At 60.3% G+C, this 17,531-nt stretch carries 16 protein-coding genes; 5 read left to right on the top strand and 11 right to left on the bottom strand.

The features are described from left to right. Positions 1–92 precede the first annotated feature (92 nt). The 4 genes from ACR0NT_RS03575 to ACR0NT_RS03560 form a co-directional block, all read right to left on the bottom strand. A complete protein-coding gene (locus tag ACR0NT_RS03575) occupies positions 93–797 on the bottom strand; it encodes a sulfotransferase family 2 domain-containing protein (protein ID WP_170670795.1) in 705 nt (234 codons plus the stop codon). Between the two features lie 27 nt (positions 798–824). Then, positions 825–1,811, bottom strand: a complete 987-nt coding sequence (gene cobS, locus ACR0NT_RS03570) for a cobaltochelatase subunit CobS (protein ID WP_170325720.1) — start codon at positions 1,809–1,811, stop codon at positions 825–827. A gap of 185 nt (positions 1,812–1,996) precedes the next feature. Further along, entirely contained in the window at positions 1,997–2,539 is a 543-nt protein-coding gene (locus ACR0NT_RS03565; RefSeq protein ID WP_480442672.1) for an NYN domain-containing protein, read from the bottom strand. 133 nt (positions 2,540–2,672) lie between these two features. Continuing rightward, positions 2,673–3,299 (bottom strand): J domain-containing protein, encoded by a 627-nt coding sequence (locus ACR0NT_RS03560; protein WP_170441240.1) that lies wholly within the window; start codon positions 3,297–3,299, stop codon positions 2,673–2,675. Positions 3,300–3,407: 108 nt separating this feature from the next. On the opposite strand from ACR0NT_RS03560, the gene ACR0NT_RS03555 reads away from it, so the two are divergent. Both ACR0NT_RS03555 and ACR0NT_RS03550 read left to right on the top strand, forming a co-directional pair. Next, positions 3,408–3,662, top strand: coding sequence for a BolA family protein (locus ACR0NT_RS03555; RefSeq protein ID WP_170441242.1), 255 nt, complete (start codon positions 3,408–3,410; stop codon positions 3,660–3,662). 85 nt (positions 3,663–3,747) lie between these two features. Then, positions 3,748–4,431: a M23 family metallopeptidase gene (locus ACR0NT_RS03550; protein WP_170441244.1), complete on the top strand. Its 684-nt coding sequence runs from the start codon at positions 3,748–3,750 to the stop codon at positions 4,429–4,431. A gap of 6 nt (positions 4,432–4,437) precedes the next feature. On the opposite strand, the gene ACR0NT_RS03545 is transcribed toward ACR0NT_RS03550, so the two are convergent. From ACR0NT_RS03545 to pepN, 5 genes are all read right to left on the bottom strand, one after another. Then, complete coding sequence (locus tag ACR0NT_RS03545; RefSeq protein ID WP_170441247.1) at positions 4,438–4,854, bottom strand: DUF4177 domain-containing protein; 417 nt, start codon at positions 4,852–4,854, stop codon at positions 4,438–4,440. Positions 4,855–4,995: 141 nt separating this feature from the next. Beyond that, on the bottom strand, positions 4,996–6,507 hold the full coding sequence (gene gatB, locus ACR0NT_RS03540) for an Asp-tRNA(Asn)/Glu-tRNA(Gln) amidotransferase subunit GatB (RefSeq protein ID WP_170441250.1): 1,512 nt from the start codon (positions 6,505–6,507) through the stop codon (positions 4,996–4,998). A gap of 70 nt (positions 6,508–6,577) precedes the next feature. Next, positions 6,578–7,771, bottom strand: a complete 1,194-nt coding sequence (locus ACR0NT_RS03535; protein WP_480442610.1) for a hypothetical protein — start codon at positions 7,769–7,771, stop codon at positions 6,578–6,580. A gap of 197 nt (positions 7,772–7,968) precedes the next feature. Beyond that, positions 7,969–8,397 carry a hypothetical protein gene (locus ACR0NT_RS03530; protein WP_170441256.1) on the bottom strand — a complete coding sequence of 143 codons (429 nt, stop codon included), beginning with the start codon at positions 8,395–8,397 and terminating at the stop codon, positions 7,969–7,971. Next, complete coding sequence (pepN, locus tag ACR0NT_RS03525) at positions 8,394–10,946, bottom strand: aminopeptidase N (RefSeq protein WP_170670799.1); 2,553 nt, start codon at positions 10,944–10,946, stop codon at positions 8,394–8,396. Before pepN ends, ACR0NT_RS03530 begins: the two co-directional genes overlap by 4 nt. Before the next feature lie 204 nt (positions 10,947–11,150). Here pepN and ACR0NT_RS03520 point away from each other — a divergent pair, with 204 nt between their 5' ends. The 3 genes from ACR0NT_RS03520 (at position 11,151) to ACR0NT_RS03510 (ending at position 14,761) form a co-directional block, all read left to right on the top strand. Next, positions 11,151–13,322 (top strand): malate synthase G, encoded by a 2,172-nt coding sequence (locus ACR0NT_RS03520; RefSeq protein ID WP_170441262.1) that lies wholly within the window; start codon positions 11,151–11,153, stop codon positions 13,320–13,322. Positions 13,323–13,346: 24 nt separating this feature from the next. Continuing rightward, positions 13,347–13,772, top strand: coding sequence for a heme-binding protein (locus ACR0NT_RS03515; protein WP_170441265.1), 426 nt, complete (start codon positions 13,347–13,349; stop codon positions 13,770–13,772). Positions 13,773–13,981: 209 nt separating this feature from the next. Continuing rightward, positions 13,982–14,761, top strand: coding sequence for a gamma-glutamyl-gamma-aminobutyrate hydrolase family protein (locus ACR0NT_RS03510; protein WP_170441268.1), 780 nt, complete (start codon positions 13,982–13,984; stop codon positions 14,759–14,761). A 46-nt stretch (positions 14,762–14,807) separates the two neighbouring features. Here ACR0NT_RS03510 and ACR0NT_RS03505 read toward each other — a convergent pair whose 3' ends face one another. Next, on the bottom strand, positions 14,808–17,048 hold the full coding sequence (locus tag ACR0NT_RS03505) for a molybdopterin cofactor-binding domain-containing protein (RefSeq protein ID WP_170441272.1): 2,241 nt from the start codon (positions 17,046–17,048) through the stop codon (positions 14,808–14,810). A gap of 3 nt (positions 17,049–17,051) precedes the next feature. Continuing rightward, positions 17,052–17,516: a (2Fe-2S)-binding protein gene (locus tag ACR0NT_RS03500; RefSeq protein WP_170441275.1), complete on the bottom strand. Its 465-nt coding sequence runs from the start codon at positions 17,514–17,516 to the stop codon at positions 17,052–17,054. Between the last annotated feature and the right edge of the window lie 15 nt (positions 17,517–17,531).

Genomic DNA, 17,531 nt, shown 5'->3' with positions numbered 1-17,531 from the left:
ACGGCAGAACCTCGGTGCATTCGGAAATCCAGCGCGCAAGCCGCCGTTCCGTCCCGGCGGCGGCCCGTTCGTTCATCTGAACGCGTTTGCGCCTACGCGTACAGGTTGAACCACCTGGAAACCCCGTCCAACGCACCTTTCAGACCCGTCGCAGGAAAGAACTCCTGATCCTTGCCGTGGTGCGAATCCAGAACGGTTTCCGCCAAACGGTCCATTTGTCCGGCATTCAGTGCAACCGGATTGTTGACGGCGCTGGAGTTTACCTTTTTGGCGGGTATGTCGGACAGATCGAACCCGTTTTTCCGCCCAAACTTTTTCAACCCGCTTTGCAGTTTCGCAAAATCCAGCAGTGAAACACGGGCTCCGGACGCATGCAGGGCGCTGGTGTTGAGCATCAATCGGGCGGGGATATTCTGGGTGTCCAGCAGATTCGAGATGGAATGGTTGGTCGACACAAGCGCCTCGAATTCCTGCAAGTCGATGGGTTCGTTGCGGGCGTCTAGGCCAAAGCCTCCGTCTTCCTGTTCACGCATCCAGCGGTGGGGCGAGTAGTACAGTGAGATCATCCGCTCGATCGGAGGGCGGGCAAAAGCATAAGCTGTATAGCCGGAAAAGGCCGAGCCAATCAGGTCGCTGTATTCTGCCAGGGTCTGGTGCTTGGACTTGGTCGCTTCGCCATTCAGTTCAAACCGGTCGGTGCCGTCCTGATGCCCGCTGGTTACGATCGCGTCGTCGGAAAACCGAAGGAAGCATCGGGTAAAGAAGTTCCCTCCGGTTTTCGGAACGTGAATGAACACGCACTTTTGCTTGGCGAAATGCACGTCTTAGCCCAGACTTGCACTTGCTGCGCTTTCGGGCAGTTCCTCGTCAAAGCAACGCTGGTAGAACTCAGCTACCGTCTGGCGCTCCAGCTCATCACATTTGTTCAGGAAGGACAGGCGGAAGGCGTAACCCACGTCGCGGAAAATCTCGGCGTTTTGGGCCCAGTTGATCACGGTCCGGGGGCTCATCACCGTGGACAAGTCACCATTCATGAAGGCGGTCCGGGTCAGGTCTGCAACGGTGACCATCTGGCTGACGGTCTTGCGGCCCTTTTCGGTGTTGTAGTGCGGCGCCTTGGACAGAACGATCATCGTCTCGGCATCATGGCTGAGGTAGTTCAGCGTCGAGACCAGCGACCACCGGTCCATCTGTGCCTGGTTGATCTGTTGCGTGCCGTGATATAGGCCGGTCGTGTCACCCAGACCCACGGTGTTTGCGGTGGCGAACAGGCGGAAGTTCGGGTTCGGCGTGATGATCTCGTTCTGGTCAAGCAGGGTCAGCTTGCCGTCATGCTCCAGCACGCGCTGGATCACGAACATCACGTCGGCGCGGCCCGCGTCATATTCGTCGAATACGATGGCGACAGGGTTGCGCAGCGCCCAGGGCAGGATGCCTTCGTGGAATTCGGTGACCTGCTTGCCGTCGCGCAGCTTGATGGCGTCCTTGCCAATCAGGTCAATCCGGCTGATGTGGCTGTCCAGGTTCACGCGGACGGCAGGCCAGTTCAGACGGGCGGCAACCTGTTCGATATGGGTCGATTTACCGGTGCCGTGATACCCCTGAATCATCACACGACGGTTGTGGGCAAAGCCCGCCAGAATCGCCAGCGTGGTTTCGGGGTCGAACTTGTAGGTGTGGTCGATGGCGGGAACGCGATCGCTTGCTTCGGCAAAGCCTTTGACCGCCATGTCGGTATCAATGCCGAACACGTCACGAACCGAGATGTCCTCGGTGGGTTTTGCGTTGATGTCGATCGATCCGTCAGCCATTCGCCTGGTCCTTATCCTTTGGCCCGTATTGCCGGGTTTGAACCCGTGTGTGGTGCAACATATTGCGGGCAAGGGCAAGGGAAAGAGACGCAGGCTAGAAGCGGATCAGATGTTTCATTGAAACTAAATCTGAGATGACATCGGTTCGAATGACTTCAGCCTTTAACCAGACCAACAACCGCCCCTTACAGTGACAACCACAGTTCACCCCTTTCAAAGCCACCCTGGATCAGACTATCTTGCTTTAATTCGGCACGGTCAGTGGCCCAATCCCGATAGCGATCATTTGTGACCACACGTGCGTTGAGATCCACCGCTGCACGCAAGATCAAAGGATCGGCCGGGGAGTCCTTTGGCGCAATCATTACGCGATTGACCGGCAGGTCGAGTGATCGGGCGAAATCGCGATCACTCATATAGCGATTTGCGATCTTGTACCCTGCGTTGGCGTCAAATACGACCGCAGGCCGCAAGCCAGCGGTTTTCAATGTCGAAAGAACCTCGCGCAGCGTTTCAAGACTGGGCTCGCCATTTCTCCAGTGCATCACATTAGAGCCGTCAAGGATGATCCAGTCGCCGGTATCGCGAGACTCCCACCAACTCCGCAGCAGCAATATCAGACTTGCAAACGCACAGGATGAGGCCAGCAAAAGCCACTCAGGCCGCGTGGGGTGGACAATGGCGGCGGCCAATCCGCAGAGCGAAAGCACAAACAGGCTAAGGGGCACGCGCAAGGTCGGACCTCGGTGAATTCAGATATCCAATCGCCGCAAATATGGATGACCCTTTCCGGGGATTCCAGGCAGAACTCATCGCAGGATATTGAATTTGCAGGTGGTTCTGAGCTGAAAGGCCGAAACCTTATTTGAAATTCCGGCTGTCCTTGATCTGATCCCAGGCCCAGACGACCTCTTGCAGCTGTTCTTCCTGAGACCGGTCGCCGCCGTTCATGTCCGGATGCAGCACCTTAATCAGCTTTTTGTAGGCCTTGCGCACTTCGGCTTTGGTCCAGCTGTCATTGGCCTCGAGAATTTCGATCGCGCGGCGTTCGGTAGGGGGCAGGCGGCGGCCGCCGCCACCCGAGGTGCGCCCCTTGTTCTGCGTGCTGTTTGCACCCAGCACCTGATGCGGGTCCTCGATGCCCAGGCGTGCCCAGGCGCGCGCCTCGGGGTCACCCATGGGTTTGGTCTCACGCTCCCACACTTTGTCCTTGGAACGCTGCGCGTTCAACTCGGCCTCGGTGGTGCCGTCAAAGAAGTTCCATTTCTGGTTATATTCACGCACGTGCTGCTGGCAGAACCAGAAGAAATCATCCAGAACATCCGGTGCTTTGGGCGCGCGGAACTTGCCCGCCTCTTCGCAGCCTTCATGGTCGCAGATACGCACCGAGGTCTCAGACGCACCCGACATCCCCCGACGCCCGCGCGGGTTCTTTTTCTTGGCGCTGGAGACGGACATATCGAATCCGAAAGGGTCTGATTTCGTCATGCTGTGATCCTTAAGAACGCATCTTCTCGACTCGGAGGCAGCAGTTTAATCTAAGCAGCCGAAAGTAGAAGAGGGGGGGCGGTAAAATTTTTACCGCTGAGCGAAAAAATGACTGTGACCGACGAAATCCGAGCCCGCCTGCAGGCGGCATTTGATCCGCGTGAGCTTGAAGTCATCGACGACAGCGAAAGCCACCGCGGCCATGCGGGGTATCAGGATGGCGGTGAAAGCCATTTCAACGTCCGCATCCGCGCCAGCGCGTTCGCAGGCCAATCCCGCGTTGTCCGCCACCGCGCGGTCCACAAGGCGTTGGGCGATATCGTGCCGCGTATTCACGCCTTGGCGCTGGATATCGGGGAATAAGCTACAGAAATTCGTTGGTTTATGCTGCGAAGCACCAAATCAGAAAACCGTTGACAGAAGACTGCGTCGCTTTTCAAGTTAAGGAATGCGACGTTTTGTAGAAAGATCTTTTGCGTTCAGGGTTCTGCTGGCAGTTTGCCTATTGCTTCAGCTTCCATCTTCGTCTGCATCGCAGGAGCTTGTTCTGGTCTCACCGGATGGCAAACCGGTCGTTCACGGCGTGTCCAGCCGATTTCGGCGGACGGGGGGGCTGTGCCTGGACTATGGTAAGACGCGTTTGCGCAATGGGCAAAAATACAAGGTCGTCGAGCCCAGCCGCACAATTACCAGTCATGAGGGGATGGATTTTTGCAAACGTGCCGGCTCACCGGTGATTTCGCCCGTCAACGGGCGGATCAAGTATATCGAGCAAGACAACGCGGTATATGGCGGAGTTGTTGGGATTAGCATGGATGTCTCGGTTCGGCCCAGACCGGGGCAGGCCAAACAGAAAATGTTCCTTGAGATGGTTCATGTGGTGCCGGTCTCTGGGCTAAGGCGCGGCCAGCGCGTCCAGGCGGGCCAAGTGGTGGCTTACGTCCAGAAGGCGAACCGTCCAAGCATCGGAAAAACGCCCCACGTTCACTTCGCGGTCAGGCGTTGCGATCACTGGCCAACGTGCCACGTAGATCCGAACCTGTTCTGGCGAGACGGGCCGGGGCGCTTGTCCTGCTACGACCCCGCAAAGCCGCTTCCAAAGGGGCGGATTGTTGCGCCGGTCCCGTGTTGACGCCAGTTAGCTCTGAGGTTCTTCCCCGGATTCCGTCTTTCTCTCGGCCCCTTTCAGCGATAACGGGGGTTCCTTGGCCTCTTCCGCAATAGGGGCGGGGGCCTCAACGGCATCTGGTCCTGGAATTGGCTTTGCTTGCGACACGCTTTCATCGGCCTCGGGCGGGATCCGGGATGATGCATTAGTGTCCTCGGCCTCCCGGCGGAAAACCAGAACATTGCGCCAGTTCACGGTCGAACCGGTCAGGCCCACGCGTTCCTCACTGGGCAGCAATTCGGCGCGCTGGTACTCCCAGCCGTCCTGACCCATCTGGTTCAGCACCTGTTCGACCGATGCGGCAAACCGGCCTTCTGCGGTTTTCTCACCTTTGGCCTTGATGCCTTTTTGCGGGGCGGGGACAACTTTGTATTCGTAGCGCTGCATCGGATTTTCCTGCTGTCGGGTCCCGGCAATCTAACATGCTGGAGATTTTGGGAAAGTCATCATCGTGCGGAAAGAGGCGGAAAAGAAAAACGGCGGGGTTTTGCGCAAACCCCGCCGCCAACAATTCAATCTCTGATCGGTTTACGAACCCAGCTTTTGGCTGACCAGTTCGTTGACCGCCTTGGGGTTGGCCTTGCCGCCGGTGGCTTTCATCACCTGACCAACGAACCAGCCGGCCAGTTTCGGGTTCACCTTGGCTTTTTCGACCTGTGCCGGGTTGGCGGCGATGATCTGGTCCAGGGCGGCCTCAATGGCGCCGGTGTCGGTGACCTGCTTCATACCGCGCTCTTCAACGATCTGTGCCGGGTCACCGCCTTCGGTGTAGACGATCTCGAACAGGTCCTTGGCGATTTTGCCCGAGATGGCGTCCGAGGAAATCAGATCGATGATCCCGCCCAACTGCGCCGGAGACACTGGGCTGTCGGTGATGTCGTGGTCTTCTTTCTTCAGGCGGCCGAACAGTTCGTTGATCACCCAGTTCGCGGCCAGTTTGCCGTTGCGGCCCTTGGCAACCTCTTCGAAGTACGCAGCCGATTCCACCTCGGCAGTCAGCACCGAGGCATCATAATCGGTCAGACCGAATTCGCTGATGAACCGCGCCTTCTTGTCGTCGGGCAGTTCGGGCAGCTTGGCGGCGATGTCATCCACCCATGCCTGTTCGATTTCCAGCGGCAGCAGGTCGGGGTCGGGGAAGTAGCGGTAGTCATGCGCCTCTTCCTTGGACCGCATCGAGCGGGTCTCACCCTTGTCCGGGTCATACAGGCGGGTTTCCTGATCGACCTTGCCGCCACCTTCGACGATGGCGATCTGGCGACGGGCTTCGACTTCGATCGCTTGCTGGATGAACCGCATCGAGTTCATGTTCTTGATCTCGCAGCGGGTGCCCAGGTGCGAGAAGTCCTGCGTTTCCTGGTATTTCTCATACGCGCCCGGCAAGCAGATCGAGACGTTCACGTCCGCCCGCAGGTTGCCGTTCTGCATGTTGCCGTCGCAGGTGCCCAGATAACGCATGATCTGACGCAGTTTTGCGATATAGGCGGCAGCCTCTTCCGGGCCACGGATATCGGGGCGGCTGACGATCTCCATCAGGCAGACGCCGGTCCGGTTCAGGTCGACGAAGGACATATGCGGGTCCATGTCGTGAATCGATTTGCCCGCGTCCTGCTCCATGTGGATGCGTTCAATGCGGACCATGCGCGCGGTACCATCGCCCATCTCGACCAGCACTTCGCCTTCGCCCACGATGGGGTGATACAGCTGGGAAATCTGATAGCCCTGCGGCAGGTCAGGGTAGAAGTAGTTCTTGCGGTCAAAGGCCGATTTCAGGTTGATATCCGCCTTCAGGCCCAGCCCGGTGCGCACCGCCTGTTCCACGCAGTATTCGTTGATCACCGGCAGCATGCCTGGCATCGCCGCGTCCACAAAGGCCACGTTCGAGTTCGGCTCGGCCCCGAATTTGGTCGACGCACCGGAAAACAGCTTGGCGTTGGATGAGACCTGAGCGTGCACCTCCATCCCGATTACCAGTTCCCAATCGTGCTTGGCCCCGGCAATGGTTTTGGGTTTGGGCATTTCGTATGTCAGGTCGAGCATGGCGCGCCTCATTTCCGCAGAAGTCTAAGCCTGCGTATTAGGCCCGGCAGGGGCTAGGGGCAAGGGGGAATCAGTGCTGAGACAGGCGCAGACCCGACGGTGTAAAGGTCACGTCCATGCCGCTGCGCAGTTCCTCGCGGAACAGATCGCCAATGGCACGCAGGGCCTGACGCTGGCCGCGGGCTGCAAACCGTTCCGCCGAGTTGATACGGACCGAGTTGTTGAACCCGCTCGCGGCATGCGCCCAGATCAGCGGGTGCAGTTCGGTCATGTGGTCGCGGATCAGCCAGTTGGCGGCCTCGTGAATCTGCGCGCGCACCAGATCGGCCTTGTCGTTAAGGCCCAGCCCGCCCTGGATCGTGGTGGCGCAATAGGCCGACAGCATGTTCACGGTTTGCTGATCCGGGCGGCGATGCAGAATGTCGTGCAGGCCTTCCAGGAAATACTCGACGTCCAGCCGTGCGCAGGCCTCTGCGTCCAGTGCGATGGCGTCAAACTGTACCCATGTGTACCCGCCAGCGCCCCAGATATCGCAGGTGCGGGCCGCGTTGCGCAGGGCCTGGATTTCAAGCTCTTCGTAGCTGCCGAACCAGCGCGGCAGAAGATGGGTACCCATTGCCCGCATGTGGCGTTGGTTGTGTGGGTCCAGCGTGATCAGCCGTTCGTATTCTTCGGCTACGCGCAGGTCGGTTTTCCGCTGACCGGCCATCAGGGCGCAACCGGCTGCGGCCACCAATGGGCTGTCCGGCGCCGCTGCGCGGCATGTCGGCAAAAGGGCCGCGGCGCGGTCGAAATGCGCGGCACAGCGCGACTGGTGCAGCGGAGGCAACGTGGCATCCGTCGCCGTCCCGCGCCAAGCCCAGGCCAGGTCGATATGCGCCAGGGCGACCACCAGAATGATCATCGGATCATCGGGATGCGCGCGCATTTCGTCTTCCAGTTCAGAGATACCGCCCAGCAGGTCATACTCGGACAGGGCGGCCCCGTCGGACAGGGCGTGTTCGACTGCCAGAACCACGTCGGACCGGGCGCCAAAGGCCAGCAAATCTGCAATCGGCATTCCGTCGGGCGCGGTGTCGCGGGAGTCGTCTGCGGCGCGCATCTGTCGGGACAGTTCGGCCCAGCGGTCCTGTCTGGCCAGCGTGCGCCCAAGTTCAATGGTTTCGCGACCGATCAGGTCCTCGGCGCGGGCGCGTGCCAGCGGAATATTCAGTTGGCCCGTGTCCGGCAGACCAGCCGTTTCGGCGCAATCTGCCACGCGCATGTCCTGTGTGATATGACGGGAAGGTAAAGAAGAACGGGCCTGACGTGCCCTGAAAAACCGAAACATGGTAAAACTCGAAACCAAAACAAAAAGGGTAGGCTGGCTTGAAATTTTGACTGAAATTCACCTCAAATTCAAGCTTTTTGCGGGGCGTGGGGTCTGCCCCGGTGGAATGGTTCCCTTTAGGGCACAATGTTTCAGAAAACGTTGAAATGATGCCGCACGACCCGGAAACCGGCCTGTTGCAGGGTGATTTCGAGGTCTTTGTGGGGCGGTGTGGATTCGTCGGGCAGCCGAATCCGCTTGCCCGATGCCAAAACCAGAGAGACACGAACCGAGAAATCCCATCGGGTGTCGAACCGGATATGATCGATATCCGCCAGAAGGGCCTCGCCCTCGCGGTTGCCCGTGAACCACTTTATCCGGTCGCGATCCAGCGTCATGCCTGCGCGTGTACCCCGCACGACGTCCCAAACGGCGGGCAGGGTGGACAGGGCCAGTAACCCGACCAGCCACCATGCCGCATCGAACAGGATCAGCAAGGCTGCCAGCGCCGCGTAGACGCAGATCAGGATCAAAGTCGTACGCGGCGTCCGGTTGTGGCGCGTGAAGGTAAACGGAGTCATGCGCCGAGGATACGGGTCACCATTTCCGTCGTATCCCGCGACAGGTCCGGCGTGTCGGCGATACGGGTCAGCTGGGCTCGGATCAGGGTCTGACGGTCGGCATCATAGCGTTTCCAAGTCTGGAAAGCCGTGCACATCCGCGCCGTAGTTTGCGGGTTCACCGGGTCGAGCCGGATCAACCAGTCCGCCAGCAACGCATACCCGGCCCCGTCTGAATAGTGGAAACCGGCGTGGTTCATGGCCAATGCCCCCATGACCGCGCGGAAGCGGTTGGGGTTCTTCCAGTTGAAATCGGCGTGCTCGGTCAGCGCGCGCGCAATGCCGGCTGTGGTCTCGGGGGCGGCTGTGGTCACCTGAAGGCCGAACCACTTGTCCATCACCAGCCGATCATGCTGCCACTGGTCATAGAACGCCGCCAGCTCCTGCTGGCCCGTTCCGGCCCGCAACAGGCACGACAGGGCGGTCAACTGGTACGTCATGTTGTTGGCGGTGGCATATTCCTCGGTGGCTTTTGCGCCACCATCCAGCCGCGATGTCAGATACAGTGCAGCCCCACCAAGCGCGCGTTTGCCTGCCTGATCGGCGTCGGGGCTGAACGGCGCGTCGATCAGGGTTTCGCTGTGCAGCCGGGGCAGCAGGTCCTGCACATGTTGCGCTGTCGCCTGCCGCAGGGTTTCCACGGCCCGCCAGATTGCCATCGGGTCGGGGGTTTCTCCGGCTTCGAACAGCGCCGCGGCCAGTTCGGATTGTGTTGGCAAGCCCAGCATCAGCGCGCGATAGGCCGGTTCCAGATCACCGTCGCGCAGCACGGCCAGAATGCCGTCCAGATAGTCGGTGCCGGGCGCGCTGTCTTCGCGGATCATGCGCAGCAGCGTGTCCTCTGCCAGCGACCGTCCGGCCTGCCAGCGGTTGAACGGGTCGGTGTCGTGGGCCAGCAGAAAGGCGCGCTCGGCATCCGTGTGGTCGTGCTCCAGAATAACCGGCGCGGAAAAATCGCGCAGGATCGACGCCACCGGCATGGCGGCCAGACCGGAGAACTCAAAGCTCTGTTCGGCCTCGGTCAGTTCCAGAACCTCGGTCGCGCGGACCTCATCCCCGTTGGGGCCCAGCAGGCCGACGGCGACCGGAATCACTTGCGGCAGTTTTTCGGACTGACCGGGGGTCGGCTCGGTGCGCTGCGACAGGGTCAGGGTGTAAGTGCCGTCCGCGTACTCCTCGGCCACGGCCACGCGCGGCGTGCCTGACTGACTGTACCATCGTTTGAACTGAGTCAGATCGCGGCCCGTCGTATCCTCGAACACCTTGATCCAGTCTTCGATGGTGCAGGCCTGCCCGTCATGGCGGTCGAAGTAAAGGTCCAGTGCCTGCGCATAGGCCGCATCCCCCACCAACCGTTTCAGCATCCCGATCAACTCGGCGCCTTTTTCATATACGGTGGCGGTATAGAAGTTGTTGATCTCCTGAAAGCTTTCCGGTCGAACAGGATGAGAGAGCGGCCCGTTATCCTCGGGGAATTGCCGGGCGCGCAGGTCGATGGCGTCCTGGATGCGTTTCACCGAGGCCGAGCGCATGTCGGATGTAAACTGCGCGTCGCGGAACACGGTCAGGCCCTCTTTCAGGCACAGCTGGAACCAGTCGCGGCAGGTGATACGGTTGCCGGTCCAGTTGTGGAAATACTCATGCGCGATGATTGCCTCGATCCGTTCGAAATTGGCATCGGTCGAGGTCTCGGGGCTGGCCAGCACGGCGGAGGAGTTGAAGATGTTCAGCCCCTTATTCTCCATCGCGCCCATATTGAAATCGTCCACGGCCACGATGTTGAACACGTCCAGATCGTACTCACGGCCATAAACGTCCTCATCCCATTTCATAGACTTCTTCAGGGCTTCCATGCCAAAGGCGCATTTGTCCTCGTCACCGGGGCGAACCCAGAGGTTCAGCTCCACGTCACGGCCGGACATGGTGGTGAACCGGCCGGGGTGGGCGATGAGGTCTCCGGCGACCAGCGCAAACAGATAGGCCGGTTTGGGCCACGGGTCTGTCCATTCGGCCCATCCTTCGCCCCTGCCCGTGGGGTTGCCGTTGGACAGCAGCACCGGAAGGTCCCCATTGATGCGCACTGTGAAGGTCGACATCACATCAGGGCGGTCGGGGTAATAGGTGATCTTGCGGAATCCCTCGGCCTCACACTGGGTGCAATACATGCCGTTCGACATATACAGCCCCTCAAGCGCAGTGTTGTTGGCGGGATCGATCTCGACCACGGCCTCCCAGACAAAGGGCGCGTCGGGGGCGTTTGCTGTCAGGCCCTTGTCGGTGACCTCGGGCGAGATTTCTTTACCGTCAATGGCCGCGCGGATCAGGGTCACGTCTTCGCCATGCAGGAAAAAGGTACGGTCGGTCGCCTCGGGGTTCGGCCGGAAGGCAATGCGCGAGGTGACACGGGTGGCGTTTGCGGCCAGATCGAAGGTCAGGTGTACGCTGTCCACCAGATAGCCGAACGGCGTGTAGTCTTTCAGGTAGATCGTCGTGGGGGCAGCGTCGCGCATTGGGGGCCTCGCATCAGTTGGTTCGGGCGCGACGTTAGGGGCTTCGCCATTGGGCTGCAACCGCGGCTTCACTGCCTTGTCGTTTTTGAAGCACCTTCGCGCAGGGCCGAAGGGTTCGAACGTGGCGTCGAAAGTTGCCTGTCGGGAACATTCGGCTTAAATGCAGGCGGCATACAATGGCGCACAATGGCGGAGAGACACCAAATGAGCAGCAGACAGGCACGCAGCGGACTTCAGGTTGATACGGTTCTGGCCGAGTTTATCGAAGGCAAGGCCCTGCCGGGAACCGGTGTCACGGCTGAAACGTTCTGGGATGGTCTGTCGCGGATGGTCGCCGAGTTGGGCCCCAAGAACCGCGCCTTGCTGGCCAAGCGGGAAAAGATCCAGGGGCAGGTCGATGGCTGGCATCTGGGACGCAAGGGGCAGGCGCATGACCCCGCCGCCTATCAGGCTTTCCTGCGCGAAATCGGGTACCTGGTCGATGAGGGCGCGGATTTTCAGATCGAGACCTCCGGCGTCGACCCCGAGATTGCATTGATCCCCGGTCCGCAATTGGTTGTGCCGATCACCAACGCCCGTTTCGCCCTGAACGCAGCCAACGCGCGCTGGGGCAGCCTATATGATGCGCTTTACGGTACCGATGCGATGGGCGACCTGCCCGCCAGCAAAGGCTATGACGCAGAACGTGGCGCACGCGTGATTGCGTGGGCCAAACACCATCTTGGCTTCTTCTGCACACCAGCGATTGACGATTGGACAAGTGTTGTAGGTTTTTCCGTCGAGAAGGGGAACCTGGTCGTCACAATGGACGATGGTGAAAGAGCGTACATATATGGATCGCAAATGCATGGGGCGGGGCGTTTTGTAGGTTATAAAGGCGATCCGGCTTCGCCGTCTTCGATCTTGTTAGAGAAGAATGGCCTTCATGCTGAAATTGTGATCGACAGATCGACACCCATCGGTGCGACCGACCCGGCGGGAATCGCAGATGTCAGACTGGAGTCGGCCCTGTCCACAATTATGGATTGCGAGGATTCGGTCGCCTGTGTCGATGCCGAGGACAAGGTTGTGGCCTATGGCAACTGGCTGGGGTTGATGAAGGGCGATTTGACCGAAGAGGTCACCAAGGGCGGCAACACCTTCACCCGCAAATTGGCGGGCGATGTGGGCTACACAACTCCCAGCGGCGACCAGGCCGTGCTGAAAGGCCGCTCGCTGATGCTGGTGCGGAATGTGGGTCACCTCATGACCAACCCGGCCGTTCTGGATGTCGATGGCATTGAGATCGGTGAGGGCTTGATGGATGCGCTTTGCACCACGCTGATCGCCATGCACGATCTGCAGCGCGAGGGTGGCAATTCGGTCACCGGTTCGGTCTATGTGGTGAAGCCCAAGATGCACGGCCCGGAAGAAGTGGCGTTCTCGGTCGAGATTTTCGACATTGTCGAAGACATCCTCGGCCTGCCGCGTAACACTGTTAAGCTCGGCATCATGGATGAGGAGCGCCGCACTTCGGTCAACCTCAAAGAATGTATCCGCGCCGCAAAATCCCGCGTGGCCTTCATCAACACAGGTTTCCTTGATCGGACGGGGGATGAGATTCATACCTCGATGGAAGCAGGCCCGATGCTGCCCAAGGGCGATATCAAGAACACGCCGTGGATTGCGTCTTATGAGGATCGTAACGTCGATATCGGTCTGGCCTGCGGTCTGAAAGGCAAGGCGCAGATCGGCAAAGGCATGTGGGCAATGCCCGACCGGATGGGGGATATGCTGGACGCCAAGATCGGCCACCCGCAATCGGGTGCCACCTGCGCCTGGGTGCCGTCGCCGACCGCCGCGACTCTGCACGCGACGCACTACCACAAGGTCGACGTTCTGGCCCGTCAGGACGAATTGGCCGCCGGTGGTGCCCGTGGCACGCTGGAGGACCTGCTGACGATACCGCTGCTGGGCGGACGCAACCTTGGCGATGATGAGATCACGCGGGAGATCGAGAACAACGCGCAAGGCATTCTTGGCTATGTCGTGCGGTGGGTCGATCAGGGGGTGGGGTGTTCGAAAGTGCCTGATATCAATGATATCGGCCTGATGGAAGACCGCGCGACCTGCCGGATTTCGTCTCAGGCGCTGGCCAACTGGTTGCATCATGATGTTGTCTCGGAAGAACAGGTCATGGCTGCAATGCGCAAAATGGCCGTTGTGGTGGATCGCCAGAATGAAAACGATTCCGACTATTCTCCGATGGCACCCGGCTTCGACGGCATCGCCTTTCAGGCCGCCTGCGATCTGGTGTTCAAGGGCCGTATCCAGCCCTCGGGTTATACCGAGCCGGTCCTGCATGCCCGCCGTCTGGAGCTGAAAGCCAGCCTTTAATCTCAACGAACGAGAGGACACATCATGGCAATTTCTTTGCGCAAAGCCCGCACGATCATTCGAAAAACACTGGAAAAAGGCCGCGAGATGGAATTGAAACCTCTGTCCGTCGTCGTTCTGGACGCAGGCGGCCACGTCATCGCGTTTGAGCGCGAAGACGGCGCGGCCCCCGGCCGGTTCTCGATCGCTCATGGTAAGGCCTATGGCTCGGTCATGCTGGGCATGGCGGGTACGGCGCAAATGCAGCGGGCCGAGGCGCAGGCCTATTTCATGGCCGCTGTGAACGGCGTTTACGGCGGCCAGGTCGTGCCGGTTCCGGGCGGTATTCTTCTGCGGGATCGCAAAGGCGCAATCGTCGGTGCGGTCGGCGTGACAGGCGATACCTCGGACAATGATGCGACCGCAGGAATGACCGGAATTGAGGCAGCGGGTCTGATCGGAGAAATCTGATCTCGACCGCTGGTCGCTGGCGGTTTGCGTAAAAACTCCCCGTAAAGCCATCAAAAGCACAGCTGTGGGCTGAACTTACTGTATCAATCAGAACACTGCGTGCGTGATTGAACACGTCCTTGCGCTGTCATGCAGGGCGTGTTCTGTTGCACGATTTCATTGCTGCGGATAGCTTTCCTGTTAATCAAATAAACAGCAAGGAATACGGAATGTCTCGGCCTGTCGTCGGTATCATCGGCAACTCTTACCTCATGAACGATGAATACCCGACACACGCGGGCGGAACGATGAATTCCGAAGCCGTGGCCAACGTTTCGCACTGCTTGCCGCTGCTGATCCCGTCTGATCCGCGATATGTCACGGTCGAGGAACTGCTTGAGGTCTGCGACGGTTTTCTGCTGACCGGCGGGCGGCCGAATGTGCATCCCGAGGAGTATGGCGAAGACGCCACCGACGCGCATGGTGAGTTCGACCGGGCGCGGGACGCGATCACCTTGCCATTGGTCCGGGCCTGCGTGGAACGTGGCCAGCCTTTCATGGGCATCTGCCGGGGCTTTCAAGAGGTTAACGTGGCGATGGGCGGCACGCTCTACCCCGAAATCCGCGACCTACCGGGCCGTATGAACCACCGGATGCCGCCGGACGGGACGCTGGAGGAAAAATTCGCCCTGCGCCATGTGGTGTCCTTGAACGACGGTGGCGTGTTTCACCAACTGTTCGGCGCCCCCGAGGTGATGACCAACACGCTGCACGGTCAGGGCATCAAAACCGTCGGGCAGCGCGTCGTGATCGACGGGCACGCGCCTGATGGCACGCCCGAGGCGATCTATATCAAGGATGCGCCCGGGTTTACCCTATCGGTACAATGGCACCCTGAATGGGATGCCATCAACGATCCGGTTTCCCGCCCCCTGTTCGAGGCGTTCGGTGCAGCCGTACGTGCCTGGGCAACGGGATCGGACGCTGGGTTGATGCAGCAAACGGCGTGAATTTCGCGCCGGCCCGTAAGAGAGGGACCGGACCGGCGCAGCGTGATCAGACCAGCAGGTTGAACTGATTGATCAGCGGTAAGGTGCGGGCGCGTTTCCCTGTCAGGTCGAACAGAGCATTGCCAAGGGCAGGCATGGACGGTGGTGTACCCGGCTCACCCGCGCCACCCATGTGGCGGTTTGTTTCCAGTAAACGCACTTCGACCTGTGGCGCGGTGTGCATACGCAGCGCGTCATAGTCGGGGAAGTTGAATTGCTCGACCTCGCCCTCGGCAAAGGTGATCTCGCCGTAGCAGGCCGCAGACAGACCGTACATCATGCCGCCGAACATCTGCGCCTGGACGTTTTCGGGATCCAGAGCCAGCCCCATGTCACAGGCAATCCACGCCTTGTTGATACGGATGGTGCCGTCTTCGTCGACCACTTCGATCACCTGAGCGACCGGGGTGCCGAAGCTGTAGGTGAAGGCCACGCCGCGCCCGACGCCATCTGGTGTCTGACCCGTCCAGCCCGACATCTCTTTGACAGCTTGCAAGCAGCCGGCCGAAGGCGCGTGCTCGGATTTCATCAGTTCCAGCCGAAATTCCAGCGGGTCCTGACCGGCGGCATGGGCCATCTCGTCCATGAAGGTTTCATGGAAGAACCCGTTGTGGCTGTTTCCGACCGAACGCCAGAACCCGACGGGCACGTCCAGCTTGGCGATGTGACCGCTCATCCGGTAATTCGGCACGGCGTAGGGTTGGTTGAAAAAGCCTTCGACCAGCACCTTGTCCGGGCCCGCGCCGGGCATGCCGGTGTACCGCGTCACCGCTTGCTGGGTGCAGGATTGCGCCGCCACCTTGCCGTCGATCAGAACCGCCTTGCCGTCCTGCACCGCGCCGCGCATCCGGGCGATGGCGCCGGGGCGGAAATAGTCGTGGCGCATGTCCTCTTCGCGGCTCCATGTGGTCTGGACCGGAGTGCCGGGCATTGCCATGGCGACCTTGGTGGCGATCTCGCCAAAGTCCAACTCACCCCGGCGACCAAAGCCGCCACCCAGATAGGTGGTGTGGATTTGAACGGCTTCGGTGTCGAGGCCAGCAGTATTGGCAACGCGAAAGCGGATCAGGGTCGGGGCCTGGTTGCCGCACCAAAGTTCCAGCGCGTTGCCGGTGTAAAGCGCGGTGGCGTTCATCGGCTCCATCGTGGCATGGGCCAGATAGGGCAGACGATACTCTGCCGTGATTTCGGTCGCGCCTTCGGGCGTCACGTCGACATCGCCGTCATCGCGCATGGTCGAGTTCGGGGCGTCGTCAAACGCTTCGGCAATCTTGGCAAAGATACCGTCCGTGTCGGGCGGGTAGGAGGCGTCACCCCAATCCACGTCGATGGCTTCAACCGCCTGATTGGCCAGCCATGTGTTGTTGGCGATCACCGCAACGCCGGTGCCCAGATCGACAATCTTCTCGACCCCCGGCATGGACTGTGCAGTGCTGTCGTCGAAACCGTTCATTGCGCCGCCCAGCTTGGGGTTCATGCGGACGGCGGCGAATTTCATGCCGGGCAGGCGGACATCGACGCCGAACTCAGCCGTCCCGGTCACCTTTTCGACCATATCCAGACGCGGCTGGGTCTGGCCCAGATAGCGCCACTCGGACGGATCACGCAGAGGCGCTTCGATCGGCTCAAGCTTTGCAACGTCAATGGCCAGCTCGGTATAGGGAATCTGGTCCCCGTTCGGTGCAATGACGCGGCCCGAGGCGGTTTTCAGCTCACTGCGGTCAACACCCAACCGGTCTGCCGCGGCCTGTTTCAGCGTCTCGCGGGCCGAAGCTCCGGCTTGGCGCATCCGCTCGAACCCGTCTTTCATCGAGGTCGATCCACCGGTGACCTGAAGGCTCAGCGCTTTGCCGAGCACACCCAGCGCCTCGCCCAGATTGTGCTGGAAGTCCGAGATGTCATACCCTTTGTTGGGCAGGCTTTCCCCCATCAGGGCCGAGTTGTAGTAGGCCGCTGCCGCCGGGCCGTGCAGAACGGTGATCTGGTCCAGATCGACGTCCAGTTCCTCGGCAATCAGCGCGGCCCATGTGGTTTTGACGCCCTGGCCCATCTCGGCGCGGGGGGCAAAGAGCGTCACGCCGTTCTGGTCTATCAGGACAAACGGGCTCAGCGCCGCCTGACCTTCACCGGGTTTCAACGGGTTTGCAGCGGGGCGGCTGACGTAATAGGCGCCGAACGCCACGCCGCCGACAATCGCGGCGGACCCTATCAGGAAGGTGCGACGCAGGATTTTTCCAACAGAAGCCATCGGTTACGCCTCCTTCAACTTGCCGGCCGCGTCATGGATCGCGGCGCGGATACGGGGGTAGGTGCCACAGCGGCACAGATTGCCTTGCATGGCTTCGTCAATCTCGCCATCCGAGGGGGCAGGGTTTTCCGCCAACAGCGCGGCGGCCTGCATGATCTGGCCTGACTGGCAGTAGCCGCATTGTGCCACCTGATGATCGACCCAGGCTTGTTGGAGCGTGGTCATCGCGTCGGGCGAACCAATCCCCTCAATGGTGGTCACATCGCCCCAGACATCCGACAGCGTCACCTGGCAGGACCGTACGGCCTCGCCATCGATATGTACGGTGCAAGCCCCGCAGGCGGCCACGCCGCAGCCAAACTTGGTTCCGGTCAGGCCGACCTCATCCCGCAGCACCCAAAGCAGGGGGACGTCATCGGGCAGGTCAACCTGATGTTGCTTTCCGTTGATTTTTAGCGCGGTCGCCATGGCGCACCTCATCTA

It is taken from the genome of Ruegeria sp. AB10 (assembly GCF_056542745.1).
Note: the sequence above shows the minus strand (reverse complement) of the source record. Positions and strands in the feature narration are given on the sequence as shown.